Genomic DNA, 19,401 nt, shown 5'->3' on the forward strand with positions numbered 1-19,401 from the left:
CTTCAACCTGTCGAGAGAAGAGCATGCCGAAGCAAACTACGCTGTGGGAGTCTCTCAGCCGTCTTTACCCGCACCTGAAGCCGATCATGCCGCGGCTGATGCTCGGGCTTTTCGCCGCGCTCGGTGCAAGCATCATGGTCCTCGCCATTCCCCAGGTCTTTCGGGTACTCGTCAATGACGCGCTCGCTGAAGGGCAGGCCACTTCCACGGTCTGGATAGCTTCCGGGATTGTGCTCGTCCTCGGCGTGCTTGAGGCTGCCTTTGTGGCCATGCGACGATTCTTCGTCATCAACCCCGCCACCACCGTCGAAACCAACCTGCGCACATCCTTCTACCGGCACCTGCAGAACCTGGCCGTGGCATTTCATGACCGCTGGGGAAGCGGTCAGTTGTTGTCCCGGGCGATGTCAGACCTCAACCTCATGCGACGCTGGATGGCTTTCGGCGCCATCATGCTCGTAGTCGACGCGCTCACCGTGACCGCCGGCGTCGCAATCATGTTCTTCATGAGTTGGCCGCTTGCTCTCATCTTCCTCGCTGCCGCTGTCCCCGTGATGGTCTACGGGTTCCGGTTTCGTACCTCCTACAGCAGGGTGTCGCGCAAGAGCCAGGACCAGGCCGGCGACCTTGCAACCTCGGTTGAGGAATCCGTTCACGGCATCCGCGTTTTGAAGGCCTTCGGTCGCAGCCGGGAAGCTCTGGACGCGTTCAGTGACCAGGCGGAGGAGCTCCGAGAGACCGAGATTCACAAGGCGAAGAGTCTTGCCTGGTTCTCTTTCATCGTCACGCTGCTCCCCGAACTCGCACTTGGGGCCTCCCTGGTGACCGGGATCCTCCTGGCGGTGAACGGCGAGGTGTCCATCGGCGGCCTGGTTGCCTTCTTCGCCACGGCCGGCGTGGTGATCGGCCGGGTCGAGTTCATTGGCCCGTTGCTCGCCATGACCTTCACGGCCAAGACAGCCATCGACCGCCATTACGAGGTCATGGAATCAGAGAACACCATTACTGACCCGCAGAACGCTCGCACGCTGACGAACCCGCGAGGCGAGGTGACCTTCGACGACGTTCACTTCCGTTACCCGGATGCCGAGGACGCGTCAGTGTCCGTCATCGACGGCGTCGACCTCACCCTTCGGGCCGGGGAAACCATGGCGCTTGTGGGCGTTACCGGCTGCGGCAAGAGCACCCTCCTCCAACTGGTGCCCCGGCTTTACGATGTCACCGGCGGCTCCCTCCGGATCGACGGCGTCGATGTGCGCGAGCTGTCCCTGGAGGAGCTGCGCCGCCACGTGGCCGTAGCCTTCGAGGACACCACGCTGTTCTCTAATTCCGTCCGTGAGAACGTGCTGATGGGCGCGGACGCCCACAACGACGACGAGGCAGAGACCATCCTCGCTGAGGCCCTTGATGTCGCGCAGGCGCACTTCGTCTACTCCCTGCCCGACGGCGTCGACACGCTGATCGGTGAAGAAGGCCTCAGCCTTTCAGGTGGCCAGCGGCAGCGCCTGGCGCTCGCTCGGGCAATCGCTGCGAAGCCGCGGGTCCTCGTCCTGGACGATCCGCTGTCGGCTCTCGATGTGCGGACCGAGGAACTGGTGGAGGAGCGGCTCCGGGAGGTGCTCTCTGAGACCACTACGCTGATCGTCGCGCACAGGCCATCGACAGTGGCGCTTGCGGACCGGGTGGCCCTCATGGAGAACGGACGCATTGCCGACGTCGGCAGCCATACCGAACTGCTGGAGCGCAGCGACCACTACCGCTACGTCATCGCGAGTCTCAACGAGGAGCCAGTGGATCTGGACAGCGAACTCGAAGAGCTGGGGCACAACGACCAGGGGGCTCACGCATGAGCAGCTCAGCCAGGGAGAACAAGCAGAACAAGCGCAGCCAGGGAGACGAGGCGCCGTCGTCGGGCATTTCCTCCGGTGTCTCCAACGAGGACGACGTCATCCTTGACCGGGCACAGAACAAGTCAGTGCGGTCACGGTCTTTCAAGCTTCTTGGCTCCCTGATTCGCCCGAACCGCAGGCAGTTCATCTGGACGGCGTTCCTGGTGATCTTCTCGCAAATCGCGCGGGTCTCCGGGCCGGCTATCATCGCCTTCGGCATCGATCACGCGCTGCCCTCGCTGATGCAGGGAGACTCCGCCCTGCTCTGGGCCACGGGAATCACTTACCTGCTGGCGGCCGTGCTCGCTGCCGTGCTCACCGCCGGCTATGTCCTCGCGGCGGCAAGGTTGAGCCAGGAGATGCTGCTGGACCTGCGGCTGCGCGTCTTCCGGCACACCCAGCGGTTGAGCCTTGAGTTCCACGAGAAGTACACTTCCGGCCGCATCATCTCCCGCCAGACGTCGGACCTCGAGGCGTTGCGCGAACTGCTCGATTCCGGTGTGAGTTCCCTTGCGTCCGGCCTGATGTACATGATCTTCACCGCCGTCACCATCTTCGTTCTCGACTGGCCCACCGGGCTGCTGATCCTCGTGGCAGCGATCCCGATGACATTCCTCGCGCGCTGGTATCAGAAGCACTCGCAGATCGCCTACCGCTCTTCCCGGGTGGTGTCCGCACGGCTGATCGTGCACTTCATCGAGACGATGACCGGTATCAGGGCTGTCAAGGCGTTCCGGCGCGAGAAGGTCAACGCAGACCGCTATGACGAGCTGGCCGAAGATTACCGCCGCGTGACCGTGCGCTCGATCAACCTCAACGGGGTCTTCCAGCCGGGTCTTGTGTTGATCGGCAACGTGACAGTGGCCGCGGTGCTGCTGTTCGGTGGCTTCCGGGTACTTGGTGGGTCCCTGGAGGTGGGTGCACTCCTCGCACTGCTCCTCTACAGCAAGCGGTTCTTCCAGCCTGTGGACCAGATGGCGATGTTCTACAACTCGTTCCAGTCGGCGGCGGCGGCGCTGGAGAAGGTGTCCGGGCTCCTGGAGGAAGTGCCCACCGTGCGCCCGCCGAAAAACCCTGTGCCGTTGAAAAATGCCCAGGGCAGAATCGAGTTCGACGGCGTCGAGTTCCGTTACGGCGATGGTCCGGTGATTCTTCCGCGCATGGACCTCACCATTCCTGCCGGGCAGACGGTGGCCCTTGTGGGCCAAACCGGTGCCGGCAAGTCGACTCTTGCGAAAGTCATTGCCCGGTTCTACGACGTCTCCGAGGGCCGCGTTCTGCTTGACGGTATCGACCTTCGCCAGTTGTCCCCACGTGACCTTCGCAGCGCCGTCGTCATGGTCACCCAGGAGGCTTTCCTCTTCAGCGGCAGCGTGGCGGACAATATTGCGCTCGGCAAACCGCAGGCGAGCCGGGAAGAGATCGAGCGGGCTGCACAGGCGGTGGGAGCGCACGAGTTCATCACCTCGCTTCCCGAGGGTTACGACACCGACGTGAACAAGCGCGGCGGCCGGGTCTCCTCGGGTCAACGTCAGCTGATCAGTTTTGCCCGGGCATTCCTGGCTGATCCCGCCGTGCTGATCCTGGATGAAGCGACGTCGTCGCTGGACATTCCCAGCGAACGCCTTGTACAGCAGGGCCTGCAGAAACTGTTGGGTAACCGGACCGCGCTAATCATCGCCCACCGCCTCTCGACGGTGGAGATCGCCGACCGCGTCCTGGTGGTGCACGACGGCGCGGTGGTCGAAGACGGAACACCTGCCGACCTCATCAGCGGCAACGGCCGGTTCGCGACCCTGCATGCCGCGTGGCGGGACTCGCTGGTCTAACCGGTTAGTCTGAAGCAGGATTCTCCGTTATCCTTGAGAGGTTGCTTTCACGGATACGTAGAACTTTCACCGATGAGTTAGTACGGATACGTTGAACAGCAGAATCGGGGTGTGGCGCAGCTTGGTAGCGCGCGTCGTTCGGGACGACGAGGCCGCAGGTTCAAATCCTGTCACCCCGACCATTCAGCAAAGAAGGCACCACCTACTGGTGGTGCCTTCTTTCGTTCGTCCTGCCCGGTCGCCATGCCAACCAGGCCTATCTGGTCAGGCCCTGGTTGGTCAGACGAAAGTCCGCCCGGTCAGCCGCTCGAATGCCTCGATGTACCGTGCACGGGTCTTCTCGACCACCTCGGCGGGCAGCGCCGGAGGTTCCGAGACCCGGTCCCAGCCGGCCGCATCAGACGTGAGCCAGTCCCGGACGAACTGCTTGTCGAAGGAGGGCTGCGCCTTCCCCGGAGAGTACAGCGCGGCATCCCAGAACCGGGAAGAGTCGGGCGTCAGGACCTCGTCACCGAGCGTGACCTCTCCCGAACTCGACATCCCGAACTCCACCTTGGTGTCGGCCACGATGATGCCGCGGTCACGCGCAATGGACTCCGCCCGCGAGTAGATGTCGAGCGTCAGGGAACGCAGCTTCGCGGCGAGGTCATCTCCCACCATCATGACGACGGCGTCGTAGGTGATGTTTTCGTCGTGCTCCCCCACTTCGGCCTTCGCCGACGGGGTGAACAGCGGCGTCTCGAGCCGCGACCCGTCCACCAGGCCCTCGGGCAACGGCAACTCGCATACGGTGCGCGAAGCGTTGTACTCCTGCAGGCCCGAGCCGGTGAGGTAACCGCGCGCGATGCACTCCACCGGGTACATCTCGAGCCGCTGGCAGATCATGGCCCGCCCTGCGACTTCTGCGGGAACGTCGGTGGACAGGACGTGGTTGGGGATGCCCGACAGCTGCTCGAACCACCACAGGCTCAGCTGGGTGAGGACACGCCCCTTGTCGGGGATCTCCGATGACAGCACGAAGTCATAGGCGCTGATCCGGTCGCTGGCGACCACCAGCACGCGGTCGTCCTCGCCCGTCTCGGGCTCGTACAGGTCACGGACCTTCCCGGAGTAGATGTGCCGCCAACCGGCCAGTTCCTGCACCATGGCTACGCCCCGCCCGTCGTTGTGCTCGCCTGTGAAACGACGACGTCGCCGCTGGCCGCTTTCGCCGCGATATCCGTACGGTACTGCCCGCCTTCGAGCTCAAGGCGCCCGACGCCGTCGTACGCTTTGCCCCTCGCCTCCGCGAGATCCTTTCCCAGCCCGACGACGGCGAGTACGCGCCCGCCCGCGGACACGACCGAGCCGTCCCCGGCCAGTGCGGTACCGGCGTGCAGCACGTGCACGCCCTCCAGCGCGGACGCATCCTCCAGCCCGCGGATCGGATCCCCGGTGCGCGGGGTGTCCGGGTAATCGGCCGAGGCCAGTACGACGGCGACAGCTGATTCAGGGGACCAGTGCAGGTTATCCACGTTCCCAAGTTCACCCTTCGCAGCCGCGAGGAGGACGCCTCCCAGCGGGGTCTTCAGCCGGGCGAGTACGGCCTGGGTCTCGGGGTCGCCGAACCGCGCGTTGAACTCGATGACGCGCAGCCCGCGGGAGGTCAGCGCAAGACCGCAGTAGAGGACACCGGTGAACGGGGTGCCGCGGCGGGCCATTTCGTCGATAGTGGGTTGCGCAACGCGCTCGATGACCTCGTCGACGAGGCCGGCGGGGACCCACTCCAGCGGAGAGTACGCCCCCATGCCGCCGGTGTTCGGGCCCTCGTCGTTGTCGAAGATGCGCTTGAAGTCCTGCGCCGGTGCAAGCGGGACCACGGTGGAACCGTCCGAGAGCACAAAGAGGGACACCTCGGGTCCGTCGAGGTACTCCTCGATGACCACGGAACCGCCGGCGTCGAAGCATGCCTGCGCATGCTCAAGGGCGATGGTGCGGTCAGAGGTAACAACCACTCCCTTGCCCGCGGCCAGGCCATCGTCCTTGACAACGTAGGGGGCGCCGAAGGCATCCAGTGCTTCTTCAGCCTCAGCGGCGGTCGAAGCGACCTTCGCCATCGCCGTTGGAACCGAGGCTGCGGCCATGACCTGCTTCGCGAACGCCTTCGACGCCTCGAGCTGCGCGGCGGCCTTCGTCGGTCCGAAAACGGAGATACCAGCTTCGATCAGCGCATCCGCCACGCCGGCAGCCAGAGGCGCTTCCGGTCCGATGACCACGAGATCCGAACCCAGGCGATTGGCGAGCTCCGTGACCGCGACGGGATCGTTCGCGTTGATGGCGCAAACCGGCACGTCCTGGGCGATTCCGGCGTTCCCGGGAGCAGCGTGCACCTCGCTCACGAAAGGATCGGCCAGGAGCGCTCGGACAATGGCGTGTTCGCGGCCTCCGGGGCCAATCACAAGAACCTTCACAGTAGTTCAGGGTACTGGGTTCCTCCTATGCCCAACTACCGCGCGGGGCTACTGTGAATGCAGTGTGAAGCTGCACGCACCGCCCGCGGGCTTCACCCGACCAATACAGCGGGCCCGTCTCTCCGAACCCTCAGTATGAAAGCCGTTCGCACGTCCAGTCGTAGCGCCCCGTCGCTCAAAGCCCTCCCGATGCTTGCCGGAATCCTCGCGGCGGGGTTGGTGCTGGGCGTCGCCGAACTGGTCGGGGCGTTCTTCTCTTCCAGATCAGCGCCGCTGATCGCGCTGGGGTCCACCTTCATCGACTTCACGCCGTCCTGGCTGAAGGACTTCGCGATCGACACCTTCGGCACCAATGACAAGGCAGCACTGTTCGTCGGCATGGCGGTCACCATCGTCGTCCTCGCTGCGATCCTCGGCTACCTCGCCTGGCGACGCTGGATCCTGGGTGTCGCCGGTGTCCTGGTCATGGGCGCGGTGATGGTTGCCGCCGTGATCTCCCGTGCCGGCGCTGCATCGCAGGATGCTGTGCCGTCCATCATCGGCACGCTGGCAGGGCTGGCCGCGCTCCGGTGGATGATTCGGATGCTGCACCGCACCTCCCCCATCGTCGACACCAACGATGACGGCGCCTTCAGTACCGGCGGATCCCACTCTGTTGGGGGCAAGGCCGGCGTCAGCAGGCGCGGGTTCTTCGCAGCGGCGGGGGTCACCGCCGTGGTCGCTGCCGCTGCGGCAGTTGGCGGCGCCGTCGTCAGCGGAGTGCGCAACACCGTGAATGTGGCCCGGGAGCGCCTGAGCTTCCCGGCACCGGCCAGTCCCGCGCTGCCGGTGCCGGCAGGGGTAGACGTTGACCTGTATGGAGTTGACCGTTGGCTCACTCCCAATTCCGAGTTCTACCGCATCGACACGGCCCTGCAGGTGCCCACCATCGACGTCGACACCTGGGAACTACGCATTCACGGCATGGTCGAGGAGGAAGTCCGGGTGACGTTCCAGGACCTGCTCGACTCAGAGCTGATCGAACGGCACATCACGCTCACCTGCGTCTCCAACCCGGTGGGTGGGGAATTGGCGGGCAATGCCAAATGGCTCGGCTATCCCATCCGCAAACTTCTCGAGCGCGCCCGTCCCACCGACGGCGCGGACATGGTCCTCTCCACGAGCACGGACGGCTTCAGTGCCTCAACTCCCCTGCCGATCCTGCAGGATGACCGTGATGCCATCCTTGCTGTTGCCATGAATGACGAGCCGCTCCCCCTCGAACACGGCTACCCCGTGCGCATGGTTGTTCCGGGACTCTACGGATACGTATCCGCGACCAAGTGGGTCGTGGACCTCGAAGTGACCCGGTTCGCGGACGCCACCGCCTACTGGACCGACCGCGGCTGGTCCGAGCGCGGTCCCATCAAGACGCAGTCCCGCGTCGAGGTTCCGCGGGCTTTCGCGAAGGTCCCCGCAGGAACTGCCCGGGTGGGCGGCACTGCCTGGGCGCAGCACCGCGGCATCGAAAGGGTGGAGGTGCAGATTGACGACGGCCCGTGGGAAGAGGCCACCCTCGCCGCCGAGTACACCGTGGACACCTGGCGCCAGTGGTCGCATGAAGTCCAGCTTGAACCGGGCTCGCACCAGATCCGCTGCCGTGCCTATGACGTCGAGGGCGTGCAGACGGAGGAGCGCGCAGACACTGTTCCGGACGGCGCCTCGGGCTGGCACACTGTCCAGTTCACCGCGGAGTAGCGTTCCTTACAACAACACTAGGCTTGTGCCCACCGGATGACCGTTCTCTCCGGTGGGCATGAGGTACATATGCGCAATACTGGAACCATGCCCTCCACCTTCACCTCCTCCAGCGCGGTTGACCTCGCGGTCCTGGAGCGTAACGGCTTCATCGAATCCCGCCACATCGGCTCTGCCGTAGTACTAGCGGCGGACGGCTCAATCGTCACTGAGCTCGGAGATGTGGATGCGCCGATCTTTCCCCGATCCACCCTGAAGCCCTTCCAAGCGCTCGCGGCAATGCAGGCGGGCGTACCGTTGCGGGGTGCGCAGGTGGCCCTGGCTGCCGCCAGCCATGTGGGCAGTCACGAACATATGGACGTGGTGCGGTCCATGTTGAGCGCAGCAGGAGTCACCGAGGACGACCTCCAGTGCCCGCCGGACTGGCCCCAGGACGAGGAAGCCCGCAACTGGCTCATCCGCGCCGACAAGGGCCGGCAGCGCGTGGCCTTCAACTGCTCCGGCAAGCACGCCGCGTTCCTCTGGGCCTGCACCGAGAACTCGTGGGACCACAAGACCTACCTCGACCGTGAGCACCCCCTGCAGCGGCGCATCGCCGAGGTCATCGAGGAGTACACCGAGGAAACCGTAGAGCACTGGGCCGTAGACGGCTGCGGTGCCCCGCTCGGTGCGGTGTCCCTGAAAGGCCTCGCCCGGGGCATCGGCAAGATCGCGAAGGCTCCTGGGGACAAGAACGCCGATGCCCGCGCAGCCACCATCGCGACGGCCATGCTTGATTACCCCTGGGCGGTCCACGGTCACGGCCGGGAGAACTCGATCGTCATGGAGGACCTCGGCATTCTTGCCAAAAACGGCGCCGAGGGTGTGCTTGTCATGGCTGCTCCGACCGGCGTCTCCATGGCCCTGAAAATCCTGGACGGAAACATCCGCGCGACCACCCTTGTTGGCCTAACCCTCCTCGCCGCGTCAGGTGCGCTAGAGGCCGAAGCGGTGGCGCCCGTGCTGGAGAAGGTTGTGCAGCCTGTGCTCGGCGGCGGCGTTCCCGTGGGCAAGCTTCGCCTGGCCGCTCCCGTCATGGCGCTGCTGGACTGACCATGGCACGACGGCGTATCCCTGCCGCAGCCGGAGACGCTGCGGTCCGCGCGGTAGCCGCCGGCAGTGCCGAGCGGACCGAACGAACGACGGCGGTGCGTTACTCCCTCGAAGAGCTCTCCGCCCGCGCACCAGGCAACAGCGTCGAGGTGCGGGTGCCGCCCCTCGGCGTGACGCAGTGCGTCGAGGGGCCCCGCCATACCCGGGGAACGCCGCCGAACGTCATCGAAACCGACGCGGAGACCTGGCTCGCCCTGATCACCGGGACGCTGGACTGGGCCGAGGCAGTCTCATCCGGGGCGGTACTGGCCTCCGGGCAGAGGGCCGACCTCTCAGCGCTCCTGCCACTCTTCCCGCAGATTCAGGCGCCGGACCCGTCATGATTCTGGAGCGTCCGCGGCCTGCCCTCCCCAACTTCCTGGTCCGGGGGGCACGGGGTGCGGTCTCCGCCGTCAGGCGCCAACCGGTCGAGGCCTGGGCTGTCGCCGGGATCATCACTGCCCTGTACACGGTTTTCTCCATTGCGCAATGGAACAGGTTCGACACGCCCTCCTGGGACCTCGGCATTTTCACCCAGCTCGCCAAGGCCTATGCCAGCCTGGATGCGCCCATCGTGCCGATCAAGGGCCACGGGTTCAACCTGCTCGGCGACCACTTCCATCCGCTGCTGATCATTCTGGGCCCGGTCTACGCGCTCTTTCCCTCCGGCCTGACCCTGCTCATCCTGCAGAACGTGCTCGTGGGCTGGTCGGTGCTTGTCATCACGCGCCTGGCCGTTCGGCACATCGGCCGACTGCCCGGACTGTTCCTCGGGGCGGCTTACGGTCTGTCCTGGGGCGTCCAGTCCGCCGTCGCTGTTCAGTTCCACGAAGTGGCGCTGGCTCTGCCGTTGCTGGCCCTGGCGTTGGAGGCCTACATCGAGGGACGGCTGCGCACCGCCGTCGTCGCGTGCGGCCTGCTGGTGTTCGTCAAGGAGGACATGGGACTGACCGTGTTCGCGTTCGGGCTGGTTCTCGCCTGGCGTTTCCGGGACCGCTACCGGGCCGGCCTGGCGCTGGCGCTCTGGGGCCTGGGCTGGCTGGTCCTGTCGGTGGGGCTCATCCTTCCGGCGCTGAACACGGGTGGCACGTACGACTACTCCGACCGCATCGACGTGGCCGCACTCCTGGCGAACCCGGTGGACACGCTCTTCATCATGCTGACCGCCGTGGAGAAGTACGAGACGCTGTGGCTCCTCCTGCTTGCCGGCGGCTTCCTGTTCCTCCGCTCCCCGCTCACGCTGGTGATGCTGCCCACCCTGATGTGGCGTTTCGCTGCGGAAAACCCGTCCTATTGGGGCCCGGACTGGCACTACAACGCGGTGCTGATGCCGGTCCTTTTCGGCGCGCTCGTGCATGCGATCCTCATTGCCCGCCGGAGCAGGCGAGGCTGGCTGCGTTCCTATAGTGCCGCCGTCGTACCTGTTGTGACGGTGGTGGCGTTCATGCTGCTTCCCGGCCAGCCGCTGGGAGCGCTGGCGAAACCCGAGACCTACCAGCAGTCACCACGCTGGGATGCTGCCCACCGGATGATGGACCGGATCCCTGCGGGCTCAACCGTGGAGTCCGGCGTGGTGCTCATGCCGTACCTGGTGCCGGAGACCGAGGTGTACTGGATCGGAAACGAGAATCCCCCGCCGGACTACCTCATCGTCGACGACCAGGACTGGAGCTGGGGCCCCACCCGCCCCACAAGCGCCGAGCAGCACGCGGAGGAGACCTATGCCGGTGAGAACTACACCCTGATCGTGAATGAGGCCGGATACCAGTTGGTCAAGCGCGAGACCTGATCCCGGTAGCCTTGAACCATGAGTTCGCAGCAGCATCCAGAGCGCCGTCAGGTCACCATCCGACGGGCCCCGAAGTTCGCCCCGTTCATGGGATTGGGAGCGCTGATCGGGTTCATCGCCGCGCTGATCGTGGCATACACCGGGCCGGCTGATCCGACCCTCACCCGCGAATCGGTCCTCGGGTTCTTCACCGTGGTCTTCGCCATCCCGGGCCTGCTGATCGGTGGCCTCATCGCGCTGCTGCTCGACCGGATCAGTGTGCGGCGCATGAAACAGGCGACGGCGGAGCGCACCGACGACGACGAGTGACATCGTGTGCGGCGGGAAAACGGGCACTATCACGCCGTGAGAGAATGGAGCAATGGTGCGCGGTGACGGAAAGCTTTCCCACGATCTTCTCCCCGGCGAAAAAGGACCCCAGGATGCCTGTGGCGTCTTCGGCGTGTGGGCCCCCGGCGAGGAAGTCGCCAAACTGACGTATTACGGGCTGTACGCCCTGCAGCACCGCGGCCAGGAGTCCGCGGGCATCGCCACGAGCGACGGCACCCGCATCAACGTCTACAAGGACATGGGGCTGGTCTCGCAGGTCTTCGACGAAGCCACCCTGAACACCCTCACCGGTCACATCTCGGTCGGTCATTGCCGCTACTCCACCACCGGCTCCTCCAATTGGGCGAACGCACAGCCCACGCTGGGCGCCACCGCCGTCGGCACCGTAGCCCTTGCCCACAACGGAAACCTCACCAACTCCGCCGACCTCTACCAGATGATCCTCGACCGCCAGGGCAAGCCTCGCAGCGGCGAGATGGCACAGGGCAATACTTCGGACACCGCCCTGGTCACCACCCTGCTGGCCGGCGATGACGGCCGGTCACTGGAAGACACCGCCATGGACCTGCTGCCTACCATCGAGGGCGCGTTCTGCTTCGTGTTCATGGATGAGGGCACGCTCTATGCCGCACGCGATGCCTACGGAGTTCGCCCGCTGGTGCTCGGCCGCCTGGAGCGCGGCTGGGTTGTTGCCTCCGAGCAGGCGGCACTCGCCACGGTAGGTGCCAGCTTCATCCGTGAGATCGAGCCCGGCGAGTTCATCGCCATCGATGAAAGCGGCGTACGCTCCCGCCGTTTCGCCCAGACAACATCGGCCGGCTGCGTTTTCGAGTACGTCTACCTCGCCCGCCCCGACGCCGCGATCGCGGGCCGCTCGGTGTATGACTCCCGCGTGGAGATGGGCCGCCAGCTCGCCCGGGAGAACCAGGCAGAGGCCGACGTCGTCATCCCCGTCCCTGAATCCGGTACCCCGGCCGCCGTCGGTTTCGCGGAAGAGTCCGGCATCCCGTTCGCGCACGGATTCGTGAAGAACGCCTACGTGGGGCGCACCTTCATCCAGCCCAGCCAGACGCTGCGCCAGTTGGGCATCCGGTTGAAGCTCAATGCGCTGGAATCGGTGATCCGCGGCAAGCGGATTGTCGTGGTCGACGATTCCATTGTTCGCGGCAATACCCAGCGCGCCGTCGTCCGTATGCTGCGTGAGGCCGGTGCGGCCGAGGTACACGTCAAAATTTCTTCGCCGCCGGTACGCTGGCCCTGTTTCTACGGCATCGACTTCGCGTCCCGCGCGGAGCTGATCGCCAACGGCGCTGCCGTCGACGAGATCAGCAAGTCCATCGGCGCTGACAGCCTCGCCTACATCTCCGAAGACGGCATGATCGAAGCCACCAGGCAGCCTCGGGAGCGGCTCTGCACCGCGTGCTTCACGGGCAACTACCCAATCGAACTGCCCGAGGAAGACCGGCGCGGCAAGAACCTTCTCGAGCGGGTCGATCCCGCGGAGAAGCCCGGAGCGACCGGGTGCGATCCGGGTCCCGGCAGTGAACTCGAAACCCTTCTGACCGAAGCTGACAAGAAAGAGCGGGTATGACCTCTTCTGACCCCATCACCTATGCAAGCGCCGGAGTAGACGTCGAAGCCGGCGACCGGGCGGTGGAGCTCATGAAGGACGCCATCAAGGCGACCCACTCCGCCAATGTGGTGGGCGGCGTCGGAGGTTTCGCAGGGCTCTATGACGTCTCCAAGCTGCTGACCTACCGCAAGCCACTGCTTGCCACCTCCACGGACGGCGTGGGAACCAAGGTTGCCATCGCGCAGGCCATGGACATCCACGACACCATCGGCTTCGACCTCGTGGGCATGGTGGTGGACGACATCGTGGTGGTCGGTGCAGAGCCCCTCTACATGACCGACTACATCGCCTGCGGCAAGGTCGTTCCCGAACGCATCGCCGCGATTGTGCGCGGTATCGCTTCGGCCTGTTCGGTCGCCGGCACGGCCCTGGTCGGTGGGGAGACCGCAGAGCATCCGGGCCTCCTGGGCGAACACGAGTACGACGTCGCCGGTGCCGCCACGGGCGTGGTGGAAGCGGACGCCCTGCTCGGCCCGGACCGCGTTCAGGAGGGGGACGTCATCATCGGCATGGCTTCCTCCGGCCTGCACTCAAACGGCTACTCACTGGTCCGACGCGTCATCAACCAGGCCGGCTGGGCGCTTGACCGGCAGGTGTCCGAGCTCGGCCGCACGCTCGGCGAGGAACTCCTTGAGCCGACGCGCGTGTATGCCTCCGACTGCCTGGATTTGGCCCGTGCCTTCCCCCTCGATTCCGACGGCGCCGTGCACGGCTTCAGCCACGTCACCGGCGGTGGCCTCGCTGCTAACCTTGCCCGGGTGCTTCCCCGGGGGCTTGAGGCGACCGTGGATCGTTCCACCTGGTCCCTCCCGCCCGTCTTCAGTCTGGTCTCCGAACTCGGCAGCGTTCCGCTGCCGGACCTGGAGCGGACGCTGAACCTCGGCGTCGGGATGGTTGCGGTGGTCTCCGCTGCCGGCGCTGACGACGCCGTCGCTCGGCTCAATGAGCGTGGCGTCCCGTCCTGGGTCATGGGCCAGGTTGGAAGCGCGTCCGGCGAGAGCACCGATGGCCCGGACTATGTGCAGGGCGCCAAGGGCGTTGACGGCGGCGCGGTACGGCTGGTCGGCGCGTACGCCTCCTAGGTTCAACACGCAAAAGTGCCGGGAAGGTGCAGAATCGTGGGGATCAACCCACGATCCTGCACCTTACCGGCACTTTTGGCTCAACGGTTCGCTGTCAGGTGTGCTGACCGCGGGCACAACAAGAACCAGCGGCCTGACAAAGTATGTCCTGGCCGCTGGTTCTCAACGTATTAAGCGAGCGCTCAGCTCTGCGAGAAGGGGAATTAACCGATACGGCGAGTGCCGCCGTCGTCCTCTTCATCATCAAACTGGTCTGCGTATTTATCCTCGTACGCCGAATAATCCGGCTCAACCGGATCATCATGGCGTGAGGCGCGACTACCGGGGCCTGTGAGCTCACGCTGCAGCGCCGAGTAGTCTGTGGCCGGGCTGAAGTACTTCATGTCCCGTGCCTGCTTGGTGGCTTTCGCCTTCTGACGGCCGCGCCCCATGGCGTGACCCCCTTTTGTGCGTCGATCCGGAGGTGGTCGCTTTGGCCTTGGAAATAAAGGTGGAGCGAGGCCCCGGAGTATCCGGTCAATGTGTCGTACGTATAGATTACATGGTTTCTCAGGCACCAACGCCCGGACCGCCCGCGCGGTTCCCGCAACATGTCACAGGATCGGCGCACGCCATGCGGGAAAGTACCATTGTTGGCTAGAGTCGTGGGGTGATTTGGACCAGATGTCAGCCCACCGCAGTGGTGGGCACGCGAGGGGGCAGTTCTCTATGAGCGATCAGCCGGACAAGCCGGAGGACGGCGATTCCGCACCGGGTGAGCCGCCGGTACCGGAGCCGGAACTGCTCAAGGCCGAGGAGGTCCGCCTCTCCGACCCCGATGTGTCCGACGACGCCGTCGAGCCGACCCTCAGCACCTCCGCCGATGAGGTCCGCCTGACCGAACCTTCCCTTGGGGCGGCCGAGATCAGCGACGACGCCGCCGAAGCCGCCTCCCTGGACGAAGCCGCAGCTGAGGCCGAGTCTGTTGCCAGGGAAGCCGAAAACGTCGGCACCCTGATCAGTGGCCCTCGACCCGCCAATGACCCGGCTGAGGCTGCGGCACCAGCGGGCACTGCACCCGCCGGCGGCGCTGCGGGCGATGCTGCCGGGGATGCGGCGCGCGAGCCGCAGGAGTCGGCCGAGCCAACACCCCTCGTCGCACCAAACGTTCCCGTGCCGCACGATTCCGCACCAGAGGCAGCCACAGACGGGGAGGGCTCAGACGTGGCACACGGTTCGAGCGACGCTTCCGACGCCGCCGAGACCCCCGCCGATGACACCGCCGGCCAGGGGCTGACGAGCTATGCCGCGGGCGACGCACCCACCTGGATCGGGCAGAACGCCGATCAGTCCCGCTGGGATGAGCTGTTCCAGGTCGGGCAGTCCCCAGCCGCGGGAGAACCGGCCCATCCGGATGCTCCCTCGGATCCCGACGATACGTCCGAACCGGAGACGCCCCCCGAAGCCGAGAAGCTTGAGCCGGAGGGGCCCCCATCGGCCGCTGCTCCCGACGCACCCTGGACGTCAGCCGCTCCGGACGCACGCTGGGCAGCTCCTACCCCGCCTCCCTCCGAGCACGCCCCGGGAATGGCGGCATCGCCGGTTGGCGGACCCTACGGTCTTCCGCCCGCCGGCCCGGACGAGGCCGCGCCTACCCGCATCCGTGCGCGATCCGCGAGAAGCGCTCCCCGCCGATCCAACCGGAAGTTGTTGATTACTCTCGGTGTGGTCGGCCTTGCGGTGTTAGCCCTGCTGATCTTCGCCATCATGAACATCGTCAATGCGCTGCGGTCCGATGACCCGGGCGCCGAGGCATCCTCCAGCACCACCCCAGGCGCTGACGGAATCATTGCCGAGAACATCTCACCGCTTGACCTTGAGTCGGGCGCCTGCGTTCTCGGTTTTGACTCGGCGGATGTCAGTGCGGACGTCACGACCGTCACCTGCACCACCCCCCATAACGCCCAGCTGCTCGCGACCACCAGCCTGCCTGATGATGCGGACTTCCCCGGGGAAGCCGCACTGAATGCGAGCGGCGATGAACTGTGCAACTCGGTGCCGATCGACCAGAACGCGGCGGCAGATTTCCCGAACCTCACGCTCACCCAGGTCACTCCCACCACGGGCACCTGGGCGGACGGTGACCGGCGTATCGACTGCTTCGTGGTATCTGACGAGGGGAACGTCATCACGGACAGTCTCCTCGCGGAGTAGCCCCTTATGGGCCGCTCCGCGAGGAGTCCGGCTACGCGGTGACGGTTGCCACAGCGAGGCCTTCTGTGCTGTCAGCGGCCCGATCAACGCGCACCTTGTCGCCGTCGTTGATTGCGCCGGACAGCAAACCTCGGGCAAGGCGGTCTCCGATCTCACGCTGGACCAGTCGGCGAAGCGGCCGGGCGCCGTACGCCGGATCGAAACCGGTGAGCGCAAGCCACTCCCGCGCGGCGTCCGTGACGTCGAGCGTGAGCCGGCGCTCCTGGAGTCGGGCGGCAAGGGACTGTACCTGCAGGTCCACGATCCGTGAGAGCTCCTCAATGCTCAGCGCATCGAACATGATGACGTCGTCGAGCCGGTTGAGGAACTCGGGCTTGAAGCTGACGTTCACCACCGACATGACCGCATCCCTGCGGGCAGACTCGTCCAGCGTCGGGTCGACCAGGAACTGGGATCCGAGGTTGGACGTCATCACGAGGATGACGTTGCGGAAGTCCACGGTCCGGCCCTGGCCATCGGTGAGCCGACCGTCGTCGAGCACCTGCAGGAGGATGTCAAAAGCCTCTGGATGCGCCTTCTCGACCTCATCAAGCAGCACCACGCTGTACGGACGGCGCCTCACCGCCTCTGTGAGCTGACCGCCTTCCTCGTACCCGACGTAGCCGGGAGGTGCACCCACCAGCCGCGCCACTGCATGCTTCTCCGAGTACTCCGACATATCGATGCGGATCATGGCGCGCTCATCATCGAACAGGAAGTCCGCGAGCGCCTTGGCAAGCTCGGTCTTGCCGACGCCGGTGGGGCCAAGGAACAGGAAGGAACCGGTGGGTCGGTCCGGATCCGAGATACCTGCGCGGGCACGCCGGACGGCGTCGGAGACGGACGCTACTGCCTTCTTCTGGCCGATCAGGCGGTTTCCGAGGTTCTCCTCCATGTGCAGCAGCTTCTGGCTCTCGCCCTGCAGCATCCGGCCGGCAGGAATGCCCGTCCACGCCGAGATGACCTCCGCGATGTCCGACGCGGTGACCTCTTCCGCGACCATCAGCTCGGGTGAATCAGCAGATCCTTGCTCCTCAGCCTGGGCGGCCTCGAGCTCGCGCTGCACGTGCGGGATCTCGCCGTAGAGAATGCGGGAAGCTGTCTCCAGGTCACCATCACGCTGTGCCCGGTCAGCCTGCGAGCGCAGCTCATCCAGCGACGCCTTCAGGTCGCCCACCCGGTTCAGACCAGCCTTCTCCGCCTCCCAGCGCGCGTTCAGCGCGGCAAGCTGTTCCTTGCGGTCAGCCATGTCGGCGCGCAGCGCCTCAAGGCGCTCCACGGACGCTTCATCGGTTTCCCCTTCGAGGGCCAACTCTTCCATGGTCAACCGGTCGACGGCGCGGCGTAGCTGGTCGATCTCCTCCGGCGCGGAGTCAATCTCCATCCGCAGCCGGGACGCGGCCTCGTCCACCAGGTCGATTGCCTTGTCCGGGAGCTGCCGCCCGGTGATGTAGCGGTTGGACAGTGTGGCTGCGGCCACGAGTGCCGAGTCGGCGATGGATACCTTGTGGTGGGCCTCGTAGCGCTCCTTGAGCCCACGGAGAATGCCAATGGTGTCCTGAACGCTGGGCTCCCCGACATAAACCTGCTGGAACCGGCGTTCCAGCGCCGCGTCCTTTTCGATGTTCTCGCGGTACTCGTCGAGGGTCGTAGCGCCGATCAGGCGCAGCTCGCCGCGGGCGAGCATGGGCTTGAGCATGTTACCGGCGTCCATGGAGCCCTCCGAGGCGCCGGCACCGACGACGGTGTGCAGCTCATCGATGAAGGTGACGATCTGACCGTTGGACGCCTTGATCTCCTCAAGCACTGCCTTGAGCCGTTCCTCGAATTCGCCGCGGTACTTGGCTCCCGCAATCATCGAGCCGAGATCCAGGCTGATGAGGGTCTTCCCGCGCAGGGACTCCGGCACATCCCCGGCGACCATGCGCTGGGCGAGGCCCTCCACGACGGCGGTCTTACCGACACCGGGTTCACCGATCAGCACAGGGTTGTTCTTGGTACGGCGCGAGAGCACCTGCACCACGCGCCGGATTTCCGTGTCGCGGCCGATCACCGGATCCAGCTTGCCGGAGCGGGCGATCTCGGTCAGGTCCACGCCAAACTTCTCCAAAGCCTGGAAGGTGTTCTCCGGATCGGGGCTGGTGACCCGCCGGTCCCCCCGCACTCCGGGAAGCGCGGCGAGGAGCGCCTCGCGGGAGGCACCTTCCTCACGCAGGATCCTGCCTGCGGCACCTGAATCAGCGGCGATGCCGAGCAGGAGGTGTTCGGTGGAGACGTAGGAATCGCCCAGCGACTCGGCCTCTTGCTGCGCGGCGGTAATCACCTGCAGCATAGGCCGCGAGAACTGGGCCTGAGCCACGGAAGAACCCGACGACGACGGAAGCGCCTTGATCGCCGCGCTTGCCTTAACGCTCACGCTGTCCGCGCTGACACCTGTTGCCGACAGCAGAGCCACGGCAACGCCGTCACGCTGGTCCATCAGCGCTTTCAGCGTATGGGCCGGCTCCACCTGGGGGTTGCCCGCGGTGGAGGCATTCATGGCGGAAGCGGACAGGGCTTCCTGGCTTTTGGTGGTGAATTTGGTGTCCATGCTGGCCTCCCTGCAGTGGAATGACGACTAACAGCGGAATTTGTGATTAAGTTGAGTGTACTACGCTCAACTTTAGTCCTGTAGGCAGCCTGGCTGTTTTTCACTTCAGGCGAACCTGAGCATGCCGCGGTGGGGCTCAGGCTTCCCTGCCTTTCGACACCCAGTTCGGATCAGCGCTTCGCTCCCCCACCACGAGGTCGGCGGCCGCGTCCAGCACGTCACAGTCAGATTCAGAAAGCGTGATCGAGGCGGCGCCCACGTTCTCGTCGATGCGCTCCGGCCTGCGGGTGCCGGGAATCGGCACCACGGGCAAACCAAACTTCGAGCCCTGCACTGCCAGCCAGGCGAGCGCCACCTGGGCGGCGGTGGCACCCGCTGCGGCGGCCACCGACTGCACAGCTTCCACCACCGCGGCATTGGCCTGCAGGGCGTCTGCGCTGAACCTGGGCACCCGATGGCGGAAGTCACCCTCGGACAACGACTGCGCCTGCACGGTCCCGGTCAGGAAACCCCGGCCAAGCGGCGAGTAGGGCACGAATCCGACACCTAGTTCGGCGGCTGCGGGCACCACGCGTCCTTCAACATCCCGGCTCCAGATCGACCACTCGCTCTGCACGGCGGCAATGGGATGGACAGCATGGGCAGCGGCAAGTTCGTCCGCGGTGACCTCGGACAGGCCGAGGAAACGCACCTTGCCGGCGGCCACGAG

Annotated in this window: 15 protein-coding genes and 1 tRNA gene; 11 read left to right on the plus strand and 5 right to left on the minus strand. The window is 65.6% G+C overall.

The window, feature by feature from the left end; genetic code table 11:
• The first annotated feature begins 23 nt into the window (after positions 1–23).
• From RIF85_RS03700 to RIF85_RS03710, 3 genes are all read left to right on the plus strand, one after another.
• Positions 24–1,850, plus strand: coding sequence for an ABC transporter ATP-binding protein (locus RIF85_RS03700; protein ID WP_309070563.1), 1,827 nt, complete (start codon positions 24–26; stop codon positions 1,848–1,850).
• Complete coding sequence (locus RIF85_RS03705) at positions 1,847–3,718, plus strand: ABC transporter ATP-binding protein (protein WP_309070564.1); 1,872 nt, start codon at positions 1,847–1,849, stop codon at positions 3,716–3,718. The genes RIF85_RS03700 and RIF85_RS03705 overlap by 4 nt, the downstream gene beginning before the upstream one ends.
• Positions 3,719–3,823: 105 nt before the next feature.
• A tRNA-Pro gene (locus RIF85_RS03710) sits at positions 3,824–3,900 on the plus strand.
• A 97-nt stretch (positions 3,901–3,997) separates the two neighbouring features.
• Here the strand turns inward: RIF85_RS03710 and RIF85_RS03715 are convergent.
• Positions 3,998–4,864, minus strand: coding sequence for a phosphoribosylaminoimidazolesuccinocarboxamide synthase (locus RIF85_RS03715; protein ID WP_309070565.1), 867 nt, complete (start codon positions 4,862–4,864; stop codon positions 3,998–4,000).
• A 2-nt stretch (positions 4,865–4,866) separates the two neighbouring features.
• Positions 4,867–6,168, minus strand: a complete 1,302-nt coding sequence (gene purD, locus RIF85_RS03720) for a phosphoribosylamine--glycine ligase (protein WP_309070566.1) — start codon at positions 6,166–6,168, stop codon at positions 4,867–4,869.
• Between the two features lie 135 nt (positions 6,169–6,303).
• Here purD and RIF85_RS03725 point away from each other — a divergent pair, with 135 nt between their 5' ends.
• The 7 genes from RIF85_RS03725 to purM all read left to right on the plus strand — a co-directional run bounded on the left by RIF85_RS03725 (position 6,304) and on the right by purM (position 13,870).
• Positions 6,304–7,905, plus strand: coding sequence for a molybdopterin-dependent oxidoreductase (locus RIF85_RS03725; protein ID WP_309070567.1), 1,602 nt, complete (start codon positions 6,304–6,306; stop codon positions 7,903–7,905).
• An 87-nt stretch (positions 7,906–7,992) separates the two neighbouring features.
• Positions 7,993–8,997, plus strand: coding sequence for an asparaginase (locus tag RIF85_RS03730; protein WP_309070568.1), 1,005 nt, complete (start codon positions 7,993–7,995; stop codon positions 8,995–8,997).
• On the plus strand, positions 8,994–9,380 hold the full coding sequence (locus tag RIF85_RS03735; RefSeq protein ID WP_309070577.1) for a sterol carrier family protein: 387 nt from the start codon (positions 8,994–8,996) through the stop codon (positions 9,378–9,380). Before RIF85_RS03730 ends, RIF85_RS03735 begins: the two co-directional genes overlap by 4 nt.
• The gene (locus RIF85_RS03740) at positions 9,377–10,825 is read left to right on the plus strand and encodes a DUF2079 domain-containing protein (RefSeq protein WP_309070569.1); all 1,449 of its coding nucleotides are present in this window, start codon (positions 9,377–9,379) and stop codon (positions 10,823–10,825) included. The genes RIF85_RS03735 and RIF85_RS03740 overlap by 4 nt, the downstream gene beginning before the upstream one ends.
• An 18-nt stretch (positions 10,826–10,843) precedes the next feature.
• Complete coding sequence (locus RIF85_RS03745; protein ID WP_309070570.1) at positions 10,844–11,134, plus strand: hypothetical protein; 291 nt, start codon at positions 10,844–10,846, stop codon at positions 11,132–11,134.
• A gap of 52 nt (positions 11,135–11,186) precedes the next feature.
• The gene (gene purF, locus RIF85_RS03750) at positions 11,187–12,746 is read left to right on the plus strand and encodes an amidophosphoribosyltransferase (protein WP_309070571.1); all 1,560 of its coding nucleotides are present in this window, start codon (positions 11,187–11,189) and stop codon (positions 12,744–12,746) included.
• Entirely contained in the window at positions 12,743–13,870 is a 1,128-nt protein-coding gene (gene purM / locus RIF85_RS03755) for a phosphoribosylformylglycinamidine cyclo-ligase (protein WP_309070572.1), read from the plus strand. The genes purF and purM overlap by 4 nt, the downstream gene beginning before the upstream one ends.
• 203 nt (positions 13,871–14,073) lie before the next feature.
• Here the strand turns inward: purM and RIF85_RS03760 are convergent, their stop codons facing one another.
• The gene (locus tag RIF85_RS03760) at positions 14,074–14,301 is read right to left on the minus strand and encodes a DUF3073 domain-containing protein (protein WP_309070573.1); all 228 of its coding nucleotides are present in this window, start codon (positions 14,299–14,301) and stop codon (positions 14,074–14,076) included.
• Positions 14,302–14,578: 277 nt separating this feature from the next.
• On the opposite strand from RIF85_RS03760, the gene RIF85_RS03765 reads away from it, so the two are divergent.
• The gene (locus RIF85_RS03765; RefSeq protein ID WP_309070574.1) at positions 14,579–16,063 is read left to right on the plus strand and encodes a septum formation family protein; all 1,485 of its coding nucleotides are present in this window, start codon (positions 14,579–14,581) and stop codon (positions 16,061–16,063) included.
• Between the two features lie 31 nt (positions 16,064–16,094).
• Here RIF85_RS03765 and clpB read toward each other — a convergent pair whose 3' ends face one another.
• On the minus strand, positions 16,095–18,692 hold the full coding sequence (gene clpB, locus RIF85_RS03770) for an ATP-dependent chaperone ClpB (protein WP_309070575.1): 2,598 nt from the start codon (positions 18,690–18,692) through the stop codon (positions 16,095–16,097).
• A 136-nt stretch (positions 18,693–18,828) separates the two neighbouring features.
• Positions 18,829–19,401 (minus strand): aldo/keto reductase (locus tag RIF85_RS03775; RefSeq protein WP_309070576.1); only part of this gene is annotated, 573 nt, incomplete at its 5' end.

Origin of the sequence: Arthrobacter sp., from assembly GCF_031179385.1 — a bacterium.
In the GTDB taxonomy this organism is placed as follows: domain Bacteria; phylum Actinomycetota; class Actinomycetes; order Actinomycetales; family Micrococcaceae; genus Arthrobacter_D.